This window comes from Cellulomonas sp. CW35 (genome assembly GCF_052378485.1).
GTDB lineage: Bacteria > Actinomycetota > Actinomycetes > Actinomycetales > Cellulomonadaceae > Cellulomonas > Cellulomonas uda.
The window spans coordinates 1,416,675-1,432,958 of record NZ_CP199000.1; the positions used below are offsets into that span (position 1 = coordinate 1,416,675).

General features: G+C 73.7%; 13 protein-coding genes, 1 pseudogene and 1 riboswitch. Of the genes and pseudogenes, 5 read left to right on the forward strand and 9 right to left on the reverse strand.

What is annotated here, in order from left to right:
* Positions 1-8: 8 nt before the first annotated feature.
* A pseudogene (locus tag ACT17Q_RS06595) lies at positions 9-1,178 on the forward strand (ISL3 family transposase); the annotation flags it as partial.
* Between the two features lie 390 nt (positions 1,179-1,568).
* Positions 1,569-1,643, forward strand: a riboswitch (cyclic di-GMP riboswitch).
* Between the two features lie 18 nt (positions 1,644-1,661).
* A complete protein-coding gene (locus tag ACT17Q_RS06600; protein ID WP_094180305.1) occupies positions 1,662-1,886 on the forward strand; it encodes a BldC family transcriptional regulator in 225 nt (74 codons plus the stop codon).
* A 111-nt stretch (positions 1,887-1,997) separates the two neighbouring features.
* Here ACT17Q_RS06600 and ACT17Q_RS06605 read toward each other — a convergent pair whose 3' ends face one another.
* The 3 genes from ACT17Q_RS06605 to ACT17Q_RS06615 are packed head-to-tail and all read right to left on the reverse strand — an operon-like array spanning position 1,998 to position 5,814.
* Positions 1,998-2,534 (reverse strand): TetR/AcrR family transcriptional regulator, encoded by a 537-nt coding sequence (locus ACT17Q_RS06605; protein ID WP_094180304.1) that lies wholly within the window; start codon positions 2,532-2,534, stop codon positions 1,998-2,000.
* 39 nt (positions 2,535-2,573) lie between these two features.
* Positions 2,574-4,997: a YhgE/Pip family protein gene (locus tag ACT17Q_RS06610; protein WP_444665163.1), complete on the reverse strand. Its 2,424-nt coding sequence runs from the start codon at positions 4,995-4,997 to the stop codon at positions 2,574-2,576.
* Between the two features lie 25 nt (positions 4,998-5,022).
* Positions 5,023-5,814, reverse strand: a complete 792-nt coding sequence (locus tag ACT17Q_RS06615; RefSeq protein ID WP_268532324.1) for an ATP-binding cassette domain-containing protein — start codon at positions 5,812-5,814, stop codon at positions 5,023-5,025.
* Between the two features lie 140 nt (positions 5,815-5,954).
* On the opposite strand from ACT17Q_RS06615, the gene def reads away from it, so the two are divergent.
* Both def and ACT17Q_RS06625 read left to right on the forward strand, forming a co-directional pair.
* A complete protein-coding gene (gene def, locus ACT17Q_RS06620; protein WP_094182215.1) occupies positions 5,955-6,443 on the forward strand; it encodes a peptide deformylase in 489 nt (162 codons plus the stop codon).
* Between the two features lie 221 nt (positions 6,444-6,664).
* On the forward strand, positions 6,665-7,165 hold the full coding sequence (locus tag ACT17Q_RS06625) for a DUF3145 domain-containing protein (RefSeq protein WP_094182214.1): 501 nt from the start codon (positions 6,665-6,667) through the stop codon (positions 7,163-7,165).
* A 63-nt stretch (positions 7,166-7,228) separates the two neighbouring features.
* Here the strand turns inward: ACT17Q_RS06625 and ACT17Q_RS06630 are convergent, their stop codons facing one another.
* The 5 genes from ACT17Q_RS06630 to ACT17Q_RS06650 form a co-directional block, all read right to left on the reverse strand.
* On the reverse strand, positions 7,229-8,473 hold the full coding sequence (locus tag ACT17Q_RS06630) for a beta-ketoacyl-[acyl-carrier-protein] synthase family protein (RefSeq protein WP_268532327.1): 1,245 nt from the start codon (positions 8,471-8,473) through the stop codon (positions 7,229-7,231).
* A gap of 156 nt (positions 8,474-8,629) precedes the next feature.
* Positions 8,630-8,878, reverse strand: a complete 249-nt coding sequence (locus tag ACT17Q_RS06635) for an acyl carrier protein (RefSeq protein ID WP_094180300.1) — start codon at positions 8,876-8,878, stop codon at positions 8,630-8,632.
* A 100-nt stretch (positions 8,879-8,978) separates the two neighbouring features.
* Entirely contained in the window at positions 8,979-9,980 is a 1,002-nt protein-coding gene (locus tag ACT17Q_RS06640) for a beta-ketoacyl-ACP synthase III (protein ID WP_444665164.1), read from the reverse strand.
* Positions 9,977-10,966 carry an ACP S-malonyltransferase gene (locus ACT17Q_RS06645; protein ID WP_094180298.1) on the reverse strand — a complete coding sequence of 330 codons (990 nt, stop codon included), beginning with the start codon at positions 10,964-10,966 and terminating at the stop codon, positions 9,977-9,979. The genes ACT17Q_RS06640 and ACT17Q_RS06645 overlap by 4 nt, the downstream gene beginning before the upstream one ends.
* Before the next feature lie 109 nt (positions 10,967-11,075).
* Positions 11,076-12,320 (reverse strand): PucR family transcriptional regulator, encoded by a 1,245-nt coding sequence (locus ACT17Q_RS06650; RefSeq protein WP_444665165.1) that lies wholly within the window; start codon positions 12,318-12,320, stop codon positions 11,076-11,078.
* 169 nt (positions 12,321-12,489) lie between these two features.
* On the opposite strand from ACT17Q_RS06650, the gene ACT17Q_RS06655 reads away from it, so the two are divergent.
* Entirely contained in the window at positions 12,490-13,176 is a 687-nt protein-coding gene (locus ACT17Q_RS06655) for a hypothetical protein (RefSeq protein ID WP_243860745.1), read from the forward strand.
* A 101-nt stretch (positions 13,177-13,277) separates the two neighbouring features.
* Here ACT17Q_RS06655 and aceE read toward each other — a convergent pair whose 3' ends face one another.
* On the reverse strand, positions 13,278-16,025 hold the full coding sequence (aceE, locus tag ACT17Q_RS06660) for a pyruvate dehydrogenase (acetyl-transferring), homodimeric type (protein WP_094180296.1): 2,748 nt from the start codon (positions 16,023-16,025) through the stop codon (positions 13,278-13,280).
* Positions 16,026-16,284 lie beyond the last annotated feature (259 nt).

Here is a 16,284-nt window from a genome sequence, read left to right on the forward strand (position 1 = left end):
CGGGACATCGGCGCTGCGGCGCCGAAGGCGTGGTCCGCGGGACGGTGGTGCGTGAGCTCGCGCACGAGCCTGTGGGCTGGCGCCCCACGATCGTGCAGGTCAGGGTTCCCCGCTATCGGTGCGAGGGCTGCGCGCACGTGTGGCGCCACGACATCTCGGCGGCGGCCGCGCCGCGCGCGAAGCTGACCCGCGGGGCGCTACGGTGGGCGTTGGAGGGCATCGTGATCGCCCACCTGTCGATGGCTCAGGTCGCCGCCGCGCTGGGCGTCGCGTGGCACACCGCGAACACCGCCGTGCTCGCCGAAGGGCGGGCGTTGCTGATCGCCGATGAGCACCGCTTCAACGGCGTGCACGTCATCGGCGTCGACGAACACGTCTGGCGTCATGCCCGCACGGGCGGGAAGTACGTCACGGTGGTCATCGACCTGACCCCGGTGCGCGCCGGCACCGGTCCGGCGCGGTTGCTGGACGTCGTGGAGGGCCGCTCCAAGCAGGTCTTCAAGACCTGGCTCGCCGAACGGCCCGCCGATTGGCGGGCGGGACTGGAAGTCGTCGCGATGGACGGGTTCACCGGCTTCAGGACCGCCGCTGCCGAGGAGCTGCCCGACGCCGTCGCGGTGATGGACCCCTTCCACGTGGTCCTCCTGGCCAGCGATGCGCCCGACCGGTGCCGACGGCGGGTCCAGAACGACCTGCACGGACACCGCGGACGGGCATCCGACCCGCTCTACAAGGCCCGCCGGACCCTGCACACCGGGTCTGACCTGCTCAAGAACAAGCAGAAGGCGATCATCGCCGCGCTGTTCGCGGGAGACGAGCACGTCGAGGTCGAAGCAACGTGGCAGGTCTACCAGACGATGATCGGCGCCTACCGCGACCCCGACGCCACGGCCGGACGGGAGCGGATGACCACGCTGATCGCGTCGATCTCCACCGGCGTCCCGGCAGCGTTGGTCGAAGTCCGCCCCCTGGGTCGGACCCTGAAGCAGCGCGCCGCGGACGTCCTGGCCTACTTCGAGCGGCCGGGCACGAGCAACAGGCCGACCGAAGCGATCAACGGGCGCCTGGAACACCTGCGCGGCACCGCGCTCGGCCTTCGGAACCTGACCAACTACATCACCCGCAGCCTGCTCGAGACCGGCGGCTTCAGGCCGGTCCTACACCCTCCATTGCGATGAGCCGGGAATACGCGCGAATCGCCAGGTGAGCAGCTCGCCGAGAGCGTGCCGACCAGCGGCCTCATGATCCGTTGGTCGTGGGTTCAAGCCCCACCTGCCCCACCCAGCAGCTCCAGCACCCCACCCGGTGGTCGGTTCGTCGCCCGGGACACGCCGAGACCCCACAAGTGACCGAGATCACTTCCGAAACGTCGTCGCGCGTGTCGGGGCGTGTGCCAAGTCAGCAAGAACGGCCCTGAACTGGACGAATGTCCGGATCACAAACCGGACGTCCGACTTGGTCCTGTTCCTCCTGGTCCACCGCGTCCGAATTTCACCCGAATGCCCGTGGTCTCCCACGGCTCGGCTTCTTGCACGCCTGTCCAATTTCGGGGATAGTTCTGAGTTGTCAGCGACAAATGGCAAACCCTCCGCGAGGAGGGGACGCAAAGCCACGGGGCCCACCGGGTCAGCCGAGCTACCGAACGACGAAGGAGAGCCACCATGGCCATCACCACCCCCCACACCGACGCCCCCCTGCAGCAGGGCGCTCTGCTGACCCCCGGCGAGGTCGCGGTCCTCTTCCGGGTCGACCCCAAGACCGTCACCCGGTGGGCGCAGGCCGGCAAGCTCTCGGCGGTCCGCACCCTCGGTGGGCACCGTCGCTTCCACGAGGCCGAGGTCCGTCAGCTCCTGCAGGGCGTCCCGCAGCAGCGCGCGGGCGAGTGAGCGCGGCGGGGACGTCCCGCACGTACGTCAGGCGCAAGGGCCGGTGACCGCGTCACCGGCCCTTCGTCATGCCCGCGCCCGGCGGCGTCCCGCCCGCGGTGCTCGGACCGGTCAGGAGAGCGTCGCCAGGACCGCGGCGCGCACGTCCTCGACCGGGCGGTCCGGCTGGAACACGAGCCACTCGAGGCCCGCGACGAGCGTCGCGCCGAACAGCGCGGCCGCCGTGAACCACGCGTCCCGCTCGGGCCACGCGTCCTGCACGACGGCGGCCAGCGCGCCCATCGACTCCTCGCGCACCTGACGGATCGAGTCCTGCCACGCACGTCCGGAGCGGAACGACTCCGCGACGACGAGCTTGGCGAAGTCGGGGTGGGCCTGCACCTGCTCGAGCAGCGCGCCCACCATGGACTCGACGGCGGCCCGGCCGGACCGGCCGGCGCCCGCCTCCTGCAACGCGGCGGTGAGCCGCGTGACGCCCGCGGCGATGATCGCCTCGAACAGCCCCGACTTCGAGCCGAAGTTGTAGAACACGCTGCCCTTCGCGACGCCGGCCGCGGCCGCGATCTCGTCGACGGTCGTCGCCCCGATGCCGCGGTCGGCGACCAGCGCGAGAGCGGCATCGACGATCTGCTGCCGCGTGTCCGTCATGGTCCGCAACCCTAGACCGCCTCTCGTCGTCCGCCCGGCCTAGATCGACAGGACGGGGTGCAGGCGCTCGAGCGTCCACGTGCGCATGCGCCCCGCGCGCCACGCCGTCACGGCCAGCGAGCCCACGAGGACGCCCGCCAGGACGGCGACCGCGACCCAGAACCGCGCGTCGACGGGCCCCGTGATGACCTCCCGCAGGCCGGTGACCGCGTAGCTCATGGGCAGCAGCGGGTGGATGGCGCGGAAGAACGCGGGCGTCGTCTCCACGGGGTAGGTCCCGCCCGACGAGGCGAGCTGCAGCATGAGCAGGGCGAGGATCGCGACCTTGCCGGCCGCGGGGCCGAGCACCGCCATGAGCATCTGCTGGAGAGCGAGGAACGTCGCCGCCACCAGCATCGTGAACGCGAGCGTGCCGATCCCGGAGCTGAGGTCGAGCCCGAGACCGAGGTGCACCACGCCGAGCATCACGACGACCTGCGCGACGCCGAGCGCGAGCGCCGGCAGGTACCCGGCCAGCGTGACGCGAGCACCGGACGCGGGCGTCGCGAGCGCGCGCGGGGGCAGGGGCCGCAGGAGCAGCCACGTGATGAGCGCGCCGACGAACAGCGCGAGCGGCAGGAAGAACGGCGCGAAGCCCTCACCGAAGCCCTCGGCCTGGCTCACGTGCTCCTCCGTGACGTGCACCGGGGAGGCGATGGTGCTCGCGCGTGCCGGCGCCGCGACGTCGGCGGGGATCGCGGACTCGCCGTCCACGAGGCCGTCGGCGAGCTGCCCCGCGCCCTCCTGCAACCGGCCCGAGCCGTCGGCGACCTTCCCGGCGCCGTCGGCGAGCGTCGCGGTGCCGTCCGCGAGCCGGCCGGCGCCGTCCGCGAGCTCACCCGTGCCGTCGACCAGCTCGTCCGCACCGGACGCGAGGTCGGCGGATCCCGAGCCGAGGCGGGTCAGCCCTGCCGCGAGGCGGGACGTGCCGTCCGCGAGGGCGTCGGCCCCCGTGGCGGCGCTCGTGGTCCCGGTCGCGAGCGCGCTGGATCCGCTCTCGAGCGTGTCCAGACCGTCGGAGAGCGAGGACGTGCCGTCCGCGAGCGTGCTCGCGCCGTCGGCCAGCCGGCCGAGGCCCGAGGCGAGGTTGCCCGTGCCGTCCGCGAGGTCCTGCGCGCCGGCCGCGAGCGTCGAGACGCCGCCGGCCAGGTCGTCCGCGCCGCTCGCTGCGCTCGCCGCGCCGCTGGACAGCGCCGCCAGGCCGTCGGACAGCTCGGAGAGCTGCGCGTCGGACGGCAGGGCCCCGGCCTGCGCGGACAGTCCCGTCAGCAGCTGAGCGGCGGTCGTGTCGCCCGCCTGCGCGCGAGCCGTGAGGTACGCGGAGACCTGACCGAGCCCGGTGCGCAGGGTCGGCACCGCCGACACGAGGGGCGACAGCTCGTCCTCGAGGATGCTCACGCCGGTGGCGAGCGCGGCCGTGCCGTCCCGCAGGTCGTCCGCCCCCGACGAGGCGCTCGTGAGCCCCGAGGCGAGCGTGCCCGCACCGGAGTCGATGCGCGCGGCGCCGTCGGCGGCGGTCTGCGCGGAGCTCGCGAGCGTGGCCGCGCCGTCGGCCAGGGAGTCGGCGCCGTCGGCGGCGTCGTGCGCGCCCTGCGCGACGCGTCCCGCGCCGTCGTCGAGCGTCCCGAGGCCCGCTGCGAGGTCGTGCGCGCCGCTCGCGGCGTCGCCCGCGCCGCGCGTGGCGCTCGTCGCTCCCTCGGCCAGCGTGGCGGCGCCCGTGGCCAGGCGTGCCGCACCCGCGTCGAGCGCGCCCGCCCCCGCGGCCAGGTCCCTGGCTCCGTCCGCCGCGTCGTGTGCACCGCCGGCGACCCGGGTCGCGCCGTCGTCGAGGTCGCCGGCCGCCGCGTGCAGCGTGAGCGCACCGTCGGACGCCTGCGCGAACCCGTCGCGGGCAGCGCCGAGCCCGACGAGCACGCGCTGGGTCGCCTGCTCGCCGATCGAGTCGGAGACCGCGGCCTCGACCTGCGTCATCGCGCTGCGTCCCAGCGTGGAGGCGAGGAAGGAGTTCGCGTCGTCGTACGTCACGAGGATCTGCGCGCTCGTCGGGTCGTCGCCCGACGCGGACGCGACGTCGGCCGAGAAGTCTGCCGGGAGCGTGACCGCGAAGTAGTACGTCCCGTCCGCGACCCCGGCCGCCGCGTCGCGCGCGTCGGTCGGGCGCCAGTCGAGGTCGGCCGACGACGTGAGCGCCTCGGCCACCTCGTCGCCGGCCCGCAGCGGTGCGCCGTCCAGGGTCGTCCCCGCGTCGGCGTTCACGAGCGCGACGGGGAGCCGGTCGAGGTGCCCGGTCGGGTCCCAGAAGGCCCACAGGTACAGGGCCCCGTAGAGCAGGGGCACGAGGATCATCGCGGCGACGGCGAGCCGGGGCAGCCGTCCGCGGCGGAACCGGCGCAGCTCGGTGCCGGTGGTGGTGAGCGCGGGCATGGGGGAGTCCTCGGGGTGAGCGCGGTCAGGCGGCGTCGGTCGCGGGCACGGCGTGCGGGCCGGTCGCGAGCGTCACCTGCGTGGGTGGGGTGCGCCAGGGCGTGCGGCCGACCTCGTCGAGCGAGGCGACCGCCGCGACGACGGTCGTGCCGGAGGCGGTCAGCGCCTCGAGCCGCGACCAGAGAGTCGCCCGGCGGGTGGAGTCGTGGACCTGGTCGACGTCGTCCACGACGAGCAGGCGCGGGCGCTGGGCGGCCGCGAGCGTCACGCGCAGGAGCAGGGTGTCGACCTCGTCGAGGTCCCACACGACGCTCGTCGTCCGGGGCAGGGGCCGCTCGCCGAACACGGGGCGTGCGAGCGCGGCGAACGTGCGCTGGTCCACACGCGGCACGCGCCGGTACCAGGGGGCGAGCCACGTGAGCCGCTCCCGGACGACGTCGCCGACCGTGACGCTCGGGTCGAGGTCGTCGATCCCCGCGAAGCCCGCGATGGCGGCCTCCCGCTGGACGCGGTCGCGCTCGCGGGGCAGGGCGTGGCCCAGGACGGTGAGGGACGACCCGGCGTCGGGGACCATGCGGCCCGCGAGCGTGAGCAGCAGGCTCGAGCGTCCGGCGCCCTGGGGTCCCTGCACGACGGTCAGGGCACCGGCGGGCAGCTCGAGGTCCACCGGGCCGTACACGACGCCACGATCGCCGTGCAGCGCGAGCCGGTGCGCGGCCACGGCCGCCGGGACCGGGGGTGTCCCGGTGTCGGGATCGGAGGCTGCCGGCTGACCGGCGACGTGCTGGGGCGGGCGGAGAGGGGTCTGCTGAACCATGCGATCGGACTCCTGACTGACTGGTCAGTACAAAGCATAGGTCGCGATGCCCGACTCGTCACCCCGCGGGCGCTGTCTGTCCCGTCACACGCGCGGACCGGGCGAGAGCCCGCGCGGCGCGGCATGGGAAGATGCTCGGCATGGCGATGCGAGAGATCCGGACCGTCGGCGACCCCGTGCTGCGCACCCCGTGCGACCCGATCACCACCATCGACGACCGCGTCCGGTCCCTGGTCGAGGACCTGCTCGAGACGGTCGACGAGGACGGTCGCGCCGGGCTCGCCGCGAACCAGATCGGCGTCGGCCTGCGCGCGTTCTCCTGGAACATCGACGACGAGATCGGCTACGTCCTCAACCCGACGATCGTCGAGCTGTCCGAGGACGAGTACCAGGACGGCGACGAGGGCTGCCTCTCGGTCCCCGGGCTCTGGTTCCCGACCCGGCGCGCCTGGTACGCGCGCGTCGTCGGGCACGACCTGGACGGCAAGGAGGTCGTGGTCGAGGGCACCGAGCTCATGGCGCGCTGCCTGCAGCACGAGGTCGACCACCTCGACGGGATGCTGTACCTCGACAGACTCGAGCGGTCCGTGCGCAAGAAGGCGATGCGCGCGATCCGCGAGCAGCTCTGAGCCGCCGCGCCGGCCCGGTCCGGCCGTCGTCGATACGCCCTCCCGGCAACCGGTCAGGCCGGCCGCGTCACGCATCCGGGGGACGTGCGGCGGTTCCGCTTGGCGTCTCGTCGCCTCGTCGTGCATCCTGAAGGCCGTACGCCGCGTGCGCCCCAGGGTGCTCCGCAGCAGTCACGAGGTCGTTGGGGAAGGCGAACCTCGAGCCGCTGATGGAGGACGACATGGCAGGTGCGATCACCCGCGGTGTGCTTTTCGTGCACTCGGCACCGCGTGCGCTGTGCCCGCACATCGAGTGGGCGGCGGGCAACGTGCTGGGTCAGCGCGTCTCGCTGGACTGGACGGAGCAGCCGGCCGGTCCGGCGTTCTACCGTGCCGAGCACTCGTGGCAGGGCGTGCCGGGCACCGGCGCGCGGCTGGCGTCCGCGCTGCGCGGCTGGGCCCACCTGCGCTACGAGGTCACCGAGGAGCCGAGCCACGGCACCGACGGCTCCCGCTGGAGCCACACGCCCGACCTCGGCATCTTCCACGCGCAGACGGACGTGCACGGCAACGTCGTCGTCCCCGAGGACCGCATCCGTGCGGCGCTCGAGCACGCGGGCGACCCGGCGCGCCTGCGCGCCGAGCTCGACCTCGCGCTCGGCCAGGCGTGGGACGACGAGCTCGAGCCCTTCCGCTACGCGGGAGCGGGCGCACCCGTGCGCTGGCTGCACCGCGTCGGCTGAGCTCGCACCCGACAGCACGAAGGGGCGCCCCCACCGGGGGCGCCCCTTCGTCGTGCGTGAGGGTCAGGCGCTCGTGACCACGAGAGCGACGTTGTGACCGCCGAAGCCGAACGAGTTGTTGATCGCGGCAATGTCGCCCGAGGGCAGCGCACGCGGCGTGTCGCGCACGAGGTCGAGAACGAGCTCCGGGTCCGGGTTGCTGACGTTGATCGTCGGCGGGGCCTGACGTCCGTGCAGCGCGAGGACCGTGAAGATCGTCTCGAGCGCACCCGCACCGCCCAGCAGGTGGCCGGTCATCGACTTCGTCGCGGACAGCGCGACGTGGTCCGCGTCGTCGCCCAGCACCCCGCGGATCGAGCGGGCCTCGATGAGGTCGCCCACCACCGTGGAGGTCGCGTGCGCGTTGACGTGCACGACCTCGGGCGCGGACACGCCCGACTCCGCGAGCGCGGCACGCATGGCGCGGACCTGGCCGTCGCCGCTCGGCTCGGGGGAGGTGATGTGGTACCCGTCGGCGGACAGGCCGACGCCCGCGATGCGGGCGTACACGCGCGCCCCACGGGCCGCGGCGTGCTCCGCGCTCTCGAGCACGACGACACCCGCGCCCTCGCCGATCACGAACCCGTCGCGGTCGACGTCGTAGGGCCGGGACGCGCCCTGCGGGTCGTCGTTGCGCAGCGACAGCGTGCGCGACGCCGCGAACGCGGCGATCGGCATGGGGTGGATCGTCGCCTCGGTGCCGCCCGCGATGACGACGTCGGCGCGCCCGGCGCGGATCATGTCGACGCCGTAGCCGATCGCCTCGGCACCCGACGCGCACGCCGAGACGAGCGCGTGCGCACCCGCCTTGGCACCGAACTCCAGCGACACGTAGGCCACGGGGGAGTTGGGCATGAGCATGGGGACGGTCATGGGCAGCACGCGACGTGCGCCCTTCTCGCGCAGCAGGTCCCAGCCGTCGAGCGTGGTCCAGATGCCGCCGATGCCGGACGAGACGACCGCGCCCAGGCGCTCGCCGTCGACCTCGGGGGTGCCCGCGTCTGACCACGCCTCACGCGCCGCGATGATCGCGTACTGCGCGGAGGGGTCCATGCGCTTGAGCTCGGGCCGCTCGAGGACGTCCTCGGGACGGACCTTGATCGTCGCGGCGAACTGCACCGGGATGCCGTAGCGCTCCGACCAGTCCTCCTCGAAGGGACGGGCGCCGGACTCGCCGGCGAGCGCCGCGGCCCACGTGCTCTTCACGTCGCCGCCGAGGGGCGTGGTGGCGCCCAGGCCGGTGACGACGACGTCGGTCGTGTGGCTCATCGTTGCTCCCAAGAGGTCGGGTCCCGGTCTCACGGGTGTCGTGCGGGGGTTCCGGCGGTGCCGGGTGGCCGGGGCCGGACGGGCGGGTGCCGGACGGTGTCCGACGACGCCCGGCGCGTCCGTCCTGCGCACGCGCGCAGGACGGACGCGGGTGGGTCAGGCCTGCGCGTTCGCGATGAAGCTGACGGCGTCGCCGACGGTCGCGAGGTTCTTGACCTCGTCGTCGGGGATGCGCACGTCGAACTTCTCCTCGGCGAGCGTGACGATCGTCATCATCGACAGCGAGTCGATGTCGAGGTCGTCGGTGAACGACTTCTCCGGCTGCACCGCGTCGGTCGGCAGGCCGGTCTCCTCGCTCACGATCTCGGCCAGGCCGGCCAGGATGTCCTGCTCGCTGTACGCCATGGGTGTCTCCTTCGTGGGACGTTAGGGGTCGGACGAACGGTACAGCCGGGCGGCCGGACCGACGGGGGAGTGCGGACCGCGGTCGCGGCCCGCGGGGGTGTCAGGGCAGGACGACGACCTGGGCGGCGTAGACGAGCCCCGCACCGAAGCCGATCTGCAGTGCGAGCGCGCCCGACGACACCTGGCCCTCCCGGAGCAGGCGCTCGGTCGCGAGCGGGATCGACGCCGCGGAGGTGTTGCCCGTGTCGACGATGTCGCGTGCGACCACCACCGACTCGGGCAGCTTGAGCTGCTTGATCATCTGGTCGACGATCCGCATGTTCGCCTGGTGCGGGATGAACGCCTCGACCTGGTCCGCGGTGATGCCCGCGGCATCGAGCGCCTTCTGGGCGACGGGCGCCATCTGCCACACGGCCCACTTGAAGACCGACTGGCCCTCCTGGCGCAGCGTGGGCCAGCCCGCGCCCGTCTGCGTCTCCTTCCAGGAGTGCGTCTGGCGGATGGCCTGCGCCTGGCCGCCGTCCGAGCCCCACACCGTGGGGCCGATGCCGGGCGTGTCCGACGGTCCGACGACCACCGCGCCCGCACCGTCGCCCAGCAGGAACGAGATGGAGCGGTCGGTCGGGTCGATGAAGTCGCTCATCTTCTCGGCGCCGATGACGAGCACGTGGCGTGCGGTGCCGGCGCGCACGAGCGCGTCCGCCTGGCCGATGCCGTAGCAGTAGCCCGCGCACGCGGCCGAGATGTCGAACGCGGCGGCGGGCGTCGCGCCGATCCGGTCGGCGATGATCGCGGCCCCCGCAGGGGTCTGGTGGAAGTACGTGACGGTCGACAGGATGACGGCGTCGATGTCCGCACCGGTCAGACCGGCGTGCTCGAGCGCCTTGCGTGCCGCGCCCTCGGCGAGGTCGAGCACGTCGGTGCCCTCGCCGGCGCGGGCGCGCGTGACGATCCCCGTGCGCTGGCGGATCCACTCGTCGGACGAGTCGATCGGCCCGGCGATGTCGTCGTTCGTCACGAGGTTCTCGCCGCGGACGCCGCCGATCCCGAGGATGCGGGTGTGCGCGGGGCCGGTGGCCTGCGTGAGGGTGGGACGGGTCACGACGACTGCTCCTGGCTGCTCGCGGACGTGGGGACGGCCGACGACGCGTGGCGGCGCACGAGGTCGCGTGCGGCGTCGAGGTCGGCGGGGGTCTTGACGGCGACGGTCTCGACCCCGGGCAGCGTACGGCGCGCGAGGCCCGTGAGCACACCACCGGGGGCGACCTCGAGCAGGCCGGTGACGCCCAGCTCGAGGAGGGTCGCGCAGCACAGGTCCCACCGCACCGGGTTGGCGACCTGCGCGACGACCCGCGCCAGGGCCTGCGCGCCGCTCGCGACCGCGGCGCCGTCGGCGTTGGACAGCAGCGTGACGCCGGGCTCGCCGGGCGTCACCTCGGCTGCCGCCGCGCGCAGCTCGTCGACCGCGGGCGCCATGTGCTCGGTGTGGAACGCGCCCGCGACCTGCAGGGGCACCACGCGTGCGCGGGCGGGGGGCTCGGCGGCGAGCGCGGCGAGGGCGTCCAGCGTGCCGGCGGCGACGACCTGGCCGCCCCCGTTGACGTTCGCGGGCACCAGCGCGTGGCGCGCGAGGGCCGCGAGCACCTCGTCGGGGTCCCCGCCGAGCACCGCGCTCATGCCGGTGGGCGTCACTGCGGCCGCGCGGGCCATGGCGGCACCGCGCACCGCGACGAGCCGAAGCGCCTCGTCGTCGGTCAGGACGCCCGCGACCGCCGCTGCGGCGAGCTCACCCACCGAGTGGCCAGCGGTCACGTCCACGCGGTCCGCGACCGCCGCGCCCAGCGGGGCGCTCACGTCCAGCTCGAGGACCGCGCGCAGCGTCGCGAGCGCGGAGGCGACCAGCAGCGGCTGTGCCACGGCGGTGTCGCGGATCGTGTCGGCGTCCGACGTCGTGCCGTGCGCGACGAGGTCGAGGCCGGTGGCCTGCGATGCACGGCCCACGGCCTCGGCGACGGAGGGCAGCTCGAGCCAAGGGGCGAGCATGCCGGGGGACTGGGCACCCTGTCCGGGGCAGACGACGACGAGCACCCGTCAACTGTGCCTGCCCGACGGCGGGGCACCGGTACGCGGCGCGCACCGAGAATGTGGCGGGGCGTTGTGGCTGTCCTACAAAGCCCTCCTGTCGGTGCGCCGGCGGTCAGGAGGTCGCGTCGAGCCGCCCCACGGCGAGCGCCGTCTGGAGCACGTACGACTCACGCGGGTCGAGCGGGTCCCACCCCGTGACGTCCGCGACGCGCTTGAGCCGGTACCGCACCGTGTTGGGGTGCACGTAGAGCGAGCGTGCGGCCGCCTCGAGCGAACGGCCCGTCCCCAGGTACGCCGAGATCGTCTCGAGGAGCGCGCCCTGGCTCGCGGACAGCGGGTCGTACGCCTGCGCGACGAGCGTGCGGCGTGCGAGCGGGTCGCCGACGAGCACGCGCTCGGGCAGCAGGTCGTCCGCTGCGACGGGCCGCGGCGCCTGCGGCCACGCCGCCGCGGCCTGCAGCCCGGCGAGCGCCGCACGGGCGGAGCGTGCGCTCTCCGTCAGGTCCGCGACCTGCGGCCCCACGACGACGGGCCCCGGCCCGAAGCGCGGGAGCAGCGACGTCACCGCCGCGCGCAGGTCGCCCTCGCCGCCCAGGAAGATGACGAGCCGGTCGCCCTGGATCCCGACGAGCGCGTCGTCGGCCGCGCGGCTGGTCGCACGCCGCAGGTCCGCCGCGCGGACCTCGTCGATCGGCGCCGCGGTCGTCCCGACCACGACGAGGGTGGGACCGCGCCCGCCCCAGCCGAGCGCGGCGACGCGCGAGCGGACCGAGTCGTCCACGTCGCCGCGGACCAGCGCGTCGACCACCAGCGCCTCGAGCCGGGCGTCCCACGCGCCGCGCACCTCGGCGGCGCGCGCGTAGACCTCGGCAGCGGAGAAGGCGACCTCCCGCGAGTACAGGAGCACCGCCTCGCGCAGCTCGCGTTCCTCGCCCGGCGCCGCGAGGCGCTCGGCGTGCGTCTCGACGACGTCGACGACCACGCGCACGAGGTGCAGCGTGTGCTGCAGGGAGATGGACCGCGTCAGCTCGGGTGGGGCGCTCGCGAAGATGTCGCTCACACCGTGCGGCGGGCGGGTCGAGTCCGCGAACCACGTGATGAACGCGCTGATGCCGGCCTGGGCGACCAGGCCGACCCACGAGCGGTCCTCGGCGGGCAGTGTCCGGTACCAGTCCAGGTCCTCGTCGAGGCGGCGCATCGCGGCGGCCGCGAGCAGCCCCGCGCCCTCCCGCACGCGCCGCTGCGTCTCGCTCGTCGGGACGTGCTGCGCCACCGCCTGGGACGGCGTGAGCGCCCCCGGGGCCGCGGCCCGCGGCGTCGTCGTGGAGCGCGCGGGGCGGTCGGAGGAGCGGGACATGCGCCGAGCATAGGCGGACGGCTTGTGGGAAGTCGACAAAGCCCGGCGCGCGTCGCGGCCCGGTTCGCGCCGCTGGGGCCCCGCCCGGAGCCCCGGCGGATCGTCCGTCTGGCCCGGTTCGCGGCGTCTCGGGTCGGTCCCCCGGACGCCGACGGGCTAGTGTCGCAGCATGGCTCTGCTGCCCCGTCTGAGACAGCTGATGCGTCGGCCCTCGTCCGCCTCGCGCGTCGGCGCCCGTCGTCCCACGAGCACGGCGCGCCGCGGCGACACCCTCCACGAGGACGCCCTGCGGTCGATGTTGTCCGACGACCCGAACAACGTGCGCGCGTTCGCGGCCCTCGCCGAGATCGTGCGCCGTCGCGCGGCCGAGACCGGCCCCGACGGCGACCCGTTGACCGCGCCGCAGGACGACGCCGAGCGGCAACGTGCGGCCGACCTCGCGGTGTGGTCGCTCGGCGAGGAGCTCGCGGGCAACCCGCGCGCCTGGTACCCGCTCATCGAGGTCGCCCGCCTGTCGGTGCGCGACGACCACGAGGGGACGCTGCGCCGGCTGACGACCGCCGCGGAGCGTGACCCGTCGGGCACGGCGCTCGTGGAGGCGCTGAGCCTGCTGCGGGAGGCGGGCAAGCCGGTCGACGCGCTCGGGATCGGCGTCGGTCACTGGCGGCCGCGCGAGCACGACCCGGCGGTCGCGCGCCAGCTCGTCCTCGCGGCGGTCGAGGCCGACCGGCCGCTGGACGCCAAGCAGTACCTCGCCAACCTCGACCTGTACCCGGACCAGGCGTCGGTGCGCGAGCTGCGTGAGGAGCTCGCGCACGTCGTCGCGCAGGCACAGCAGGCGATGCCGGGGACCTGAGCGCTCCCGTACCTGAGTACTCCCGCGCCGTCGCGGCGCGGACGACGAAGGGGGCCGACGATCGCTCGTCGGCCCCCTTCGCGCATGTCAGGCGCGGACCGTCAGGAGTCGCCGCCCGCATTGCCGGACGTGCCGGCCGTGACGTCGTGCAGGCGGTAGCGCTCGATCGCCTGCGCCGGGGCGTCCGCGGCCACCGCACCCGTGCGCGCGAGCTGCTGCAGCACGCGCACCGCGGTCGACGGGCCGTCGATCTTGAAGTGCCGGCGAGCGGCGGCGCGCGTGTCCGAGAAGCCGAAGCCGTCGGCACCGAGCGTCGCGTACGTGCCGGGCACCCACGCGCGGACCTGGTCCGCCACGAGGTGGTCGTAGTCCGTCGTCGCGACGAACGGACCCTCGGCCCCCGCGAGCTTCTGCGTGAGGTACGCGGTGCGCGGCTCCTCGTCCGGGCGCAGGAACGCCTGGGCGTCGGCCTCGAGACCGTCGCGGCGCAGCTCGCTCCACGACGTCACGGACCACACCGCGGCCCGCACGCCCCAGTCCTCGGCGAGCAGGTCGCGCGCCTCGAGGGCCCAGGGCACCGCGACACCCGACGCGAGGATCTGGGCGCGCGGCCCGTCACCCTCGGCGGGGGCCAGCAGGTGGATGCCCTTGAGGATCCCCTCGACGTCCACACCCTCCGGCTCGGCGGGCTGGACGATCGGCTCGTTGTAGACCGTGAGGTAGTAGATGACGTCACGGTCACGACCGCCGTTGTCCGGCGCGTACATGCGGTCGATGCCGTCGCGCACGATGTGCCGGATCTCGTAGCCGTACGCCGGGTCGTAGTGCACGACGTGCGGCATGGCGCCCGCGATGAGCGGCGAGTGCCCGTCGGCGTGCTGCAGGCCCTCACCGGTGAGCGTGGTGCGCCCCGCGGTCGCCCCGATGAGGAAGCCGCGCGCCATCTGGTCGCCGGCGGCCCAGAACTGGTCGCCCGTGCGCTGGAACCCGAACATCGAGTAGTAGAAGTAGAACGGGACCAGGGGCTCACCGTGCGTCGCGTACGACGTGCCGACGGCCTGGAACGCGGACGCGGACCCGGCCTCGTTGATGCCGGTGTGCATGATCTGCCCGGACTCGGACTCCTTGTAGCTCAGCATCAGGTCGCGGTCGACCGCGAGGTAGTGCTGACCCACCGTGTTGAAGATCTTCGCGCTGGGGAAGATCGAGTCCAGGCCGAACGTGCGGGCCTCGTCGGGGATGATCGGCACCAGCCGGTGGCCGAACTCCTTGTCCTTCAGGAGGTCCTTGAACAGGCGCACGAGCGCCATGGTCGTGGCGACCTCCTGCTGGCCCGAGCCCTTCGCCAGGCCGTCGTACTTCTCCGGCGCAGGCGTCGTGACGGGCTTGTGCGTCGAGCGGCGCTCGGGCACGAACCCGCCGAGCTGACGGCGGCGCTCCAGCATGTACTGGATCGCCTCGTCGTCGGCACCCGGGTGGTAGTACGGCGGGACGTAGGGGTTCTCCTCGAGCTGCGCGTCCGTGAACGGGATGTGCAGCGTGTCGCGCAGCGTCTTGAGGTCGTCGATCTTGAGCTTCTTCATCTGGTGGGTCGCGTTGCGCCCCGCGAAGCCCGAGCCGAGCCCGTAGCCCTTGATCGTGTGCGCCAGGATGACGGTCGGCTGGCCGGTGTGCTCGCGCGCCGACTTGTAGGCCGCGTAGATCTTCCGGTAGTCGTGACCGCCGCGCTTGAGCGCCCAGATCTCGTCGTCGGTCATCTTCTCGACGAGCGCCTTGGTGCGCGGGTCGCGCCCGAAGAAGTGCTCGCGGATGAACGCGCCGTTCTCGGCCCGGTACGTCTGGAAGTCGCCGTCCGGCGTGATGTTCATCAGGTGGACGAGCGCGCGGTCCTTGTCGGCGTTGAGCAGGACGTCCCACTCGCGGCCCCAGATGACCTTGATGACGTTCCAGCCCGCACCCCGGAACTCGGCCTCGAGCTCCTGGATGATCTTGCCGTTGCCGCGCACCGGCCCGTCGAGGCGCTGCAGGTTGCAGTTCACGACGAACGTGAGGTTGTCGAGGTTCTGCTGCGCCGCGAGGTGGATGAGGCCACGCGACTCGGGCTCGTCCATCTCGCCGTCGCCGAGGAACGCCCACACGTCCTGCTGGCTGGTGTCCTTGATGCCGCGGTTGTGCAGGTAGCGGTTGGTCCACGCCTGGTAGATCGCGCCCGACGGGCCCAGACCCATCGACACGGTCGGGAACTCCCACAGGTCCGGCGCGAGGCGCGGGTGCGGGTAGGACGGCAGGCCGCCGCCGGGGTGCGACAGCTCCTGACGGAACCCGTCGAGCTGGTGCTCGCTCAGGCGTCCCTCGAGGAAGCCGCGGGCGTACACGCCGGGGGAGGCGTGGCCCTGGAAGTACACCTGGTCGCCGCCGCCCGGGTGGTCCTTGCCGCGGAAGAAGTGGTTGAGGCCGACCTCGTACAGCGTCGCGACCGACGCGTACGACGAGATGTGGCCACCGACGCCGATGCCGGGGCGCTGCGCCCGCGTGACCATGACGGCCGCGTTCCAGCGGTTCCACGAGCGGTAGCGCCGCTCGATGACCTCGTCGCCCGGGAAGTAGGGCTCGTTGTGCACCGCGATCGTGTTCACGTACGGCGTGTTCATCGACGACGGGATCGCCACGTTCCGCTCACGCGCGTGCCGCAGCAGGCTCATGAGCACGTACCGCGCGCGCGGGCCGCCCTTGTCGTCGATGAGTCCGTCGAGGGACTCGACCCACTCCCCGGTCTCGTCGGGGTCGATGTCCGGTACCTGGCTGAGCAGGCCGCCGATGAGCGGGCCTGTCTCGTCGATCTGAGCCACCAGTGCTCCTCGCCTCTCGTCGGCGCGCGGGCCGGATCGGCCACGGCGCACATCGTCGGCCCGGGCCCGAGCGTGGCTGGCTGCCGCGTGCACGGGGCGGGTAGTCCGCCCCATTCTCGGACCCTGACGGCCCGAAAGTCACACGCGGGTCATCTCTGGTGCACGTGACGTCCGTGACAGTGCCTCCTGCGTCACACGCCCACCGCACGCCCACCGCACGGCCGCCGACCCGTCCGGCACGGTCCACCGCGGCGACTCT

Excerpts from the sequence above, each read along its gene's own strand:
- ACT17Q_RS06655 (WP_243860745.1), top strand. The coding sequence starts at position 12,490 with ATGGCTCTGCTGCCCCGTCTGAGACAGCTGATGCGTCGGCCCTCGTCC.
- ACT17Q_RS06600 (WP_094180305.1), top strand. The coding sequence starts at position 1,662 with ATGGCCATCACCACCCCCCACACCGACGCCCCCCTGCAGCAGGGCGCT.
- ACT17Q_RS06650 (WP_444665165.1), bottom strand. The coding sequence starts at position 12,320 with ATGTCCCGCTCCTCCGACCGCCCCGCGCGCTCCACGACGACGCCGCGG.
- ACT17Q_RS06635 (WP_094180300.1), bottom strand. The coding sequence starts at position 8,878 with ATGGCGTACAGCGAGCAGGACATCCTGGCCGGCCTGGCCGAGATCGTG.
- ACT17Q_RS06610 (WP_444665163.1), bottom strand. The coding sequence starts at position 4,997 with ATGCCCGCGCTCACCACCACCGGCACCGAGCTGCGCCGGTTCCGCCGC.
- ACT17Q_RS06625 (WP_094182214.1), top strand. The coding sequence starts at position 6,665 with ATGGCAGGTGCGATCACCCGCGGTGTGCTTTTCGTGCACTCGGCACCG.
- ACT17Q_RS06630 (WP_268532327.1), bottom strand. The coding sequence starts at position 8,473 with ATGAGCCACACGACCGACGTCGTCGTCACCGGCCTGGGCGCCACCACG.
- ACT17Q_RS06605 (WP_094180304.1), bottom strand. The coding sequence starts at position 2,534 with ATGACGGACACGCGGCAGCAGATCGTCGATGCCGCTCTCGCGCTGGTC.
- def (WP_094182215.1), top strand. The coding sequence starts at position 5,955 with ATGGCGATGCGAGAGATCCGGACCGTCGGCGACCCCGTGCTGCGCACC.
- ACT17Q_RS06615 (WP_268532324.1), bottom strand. The coding sequence starts at position 5,814 with ATGGTTCAGCAGACCCCTCTCCGCCCGCCCCAGCACGTCGCCGGTCAG.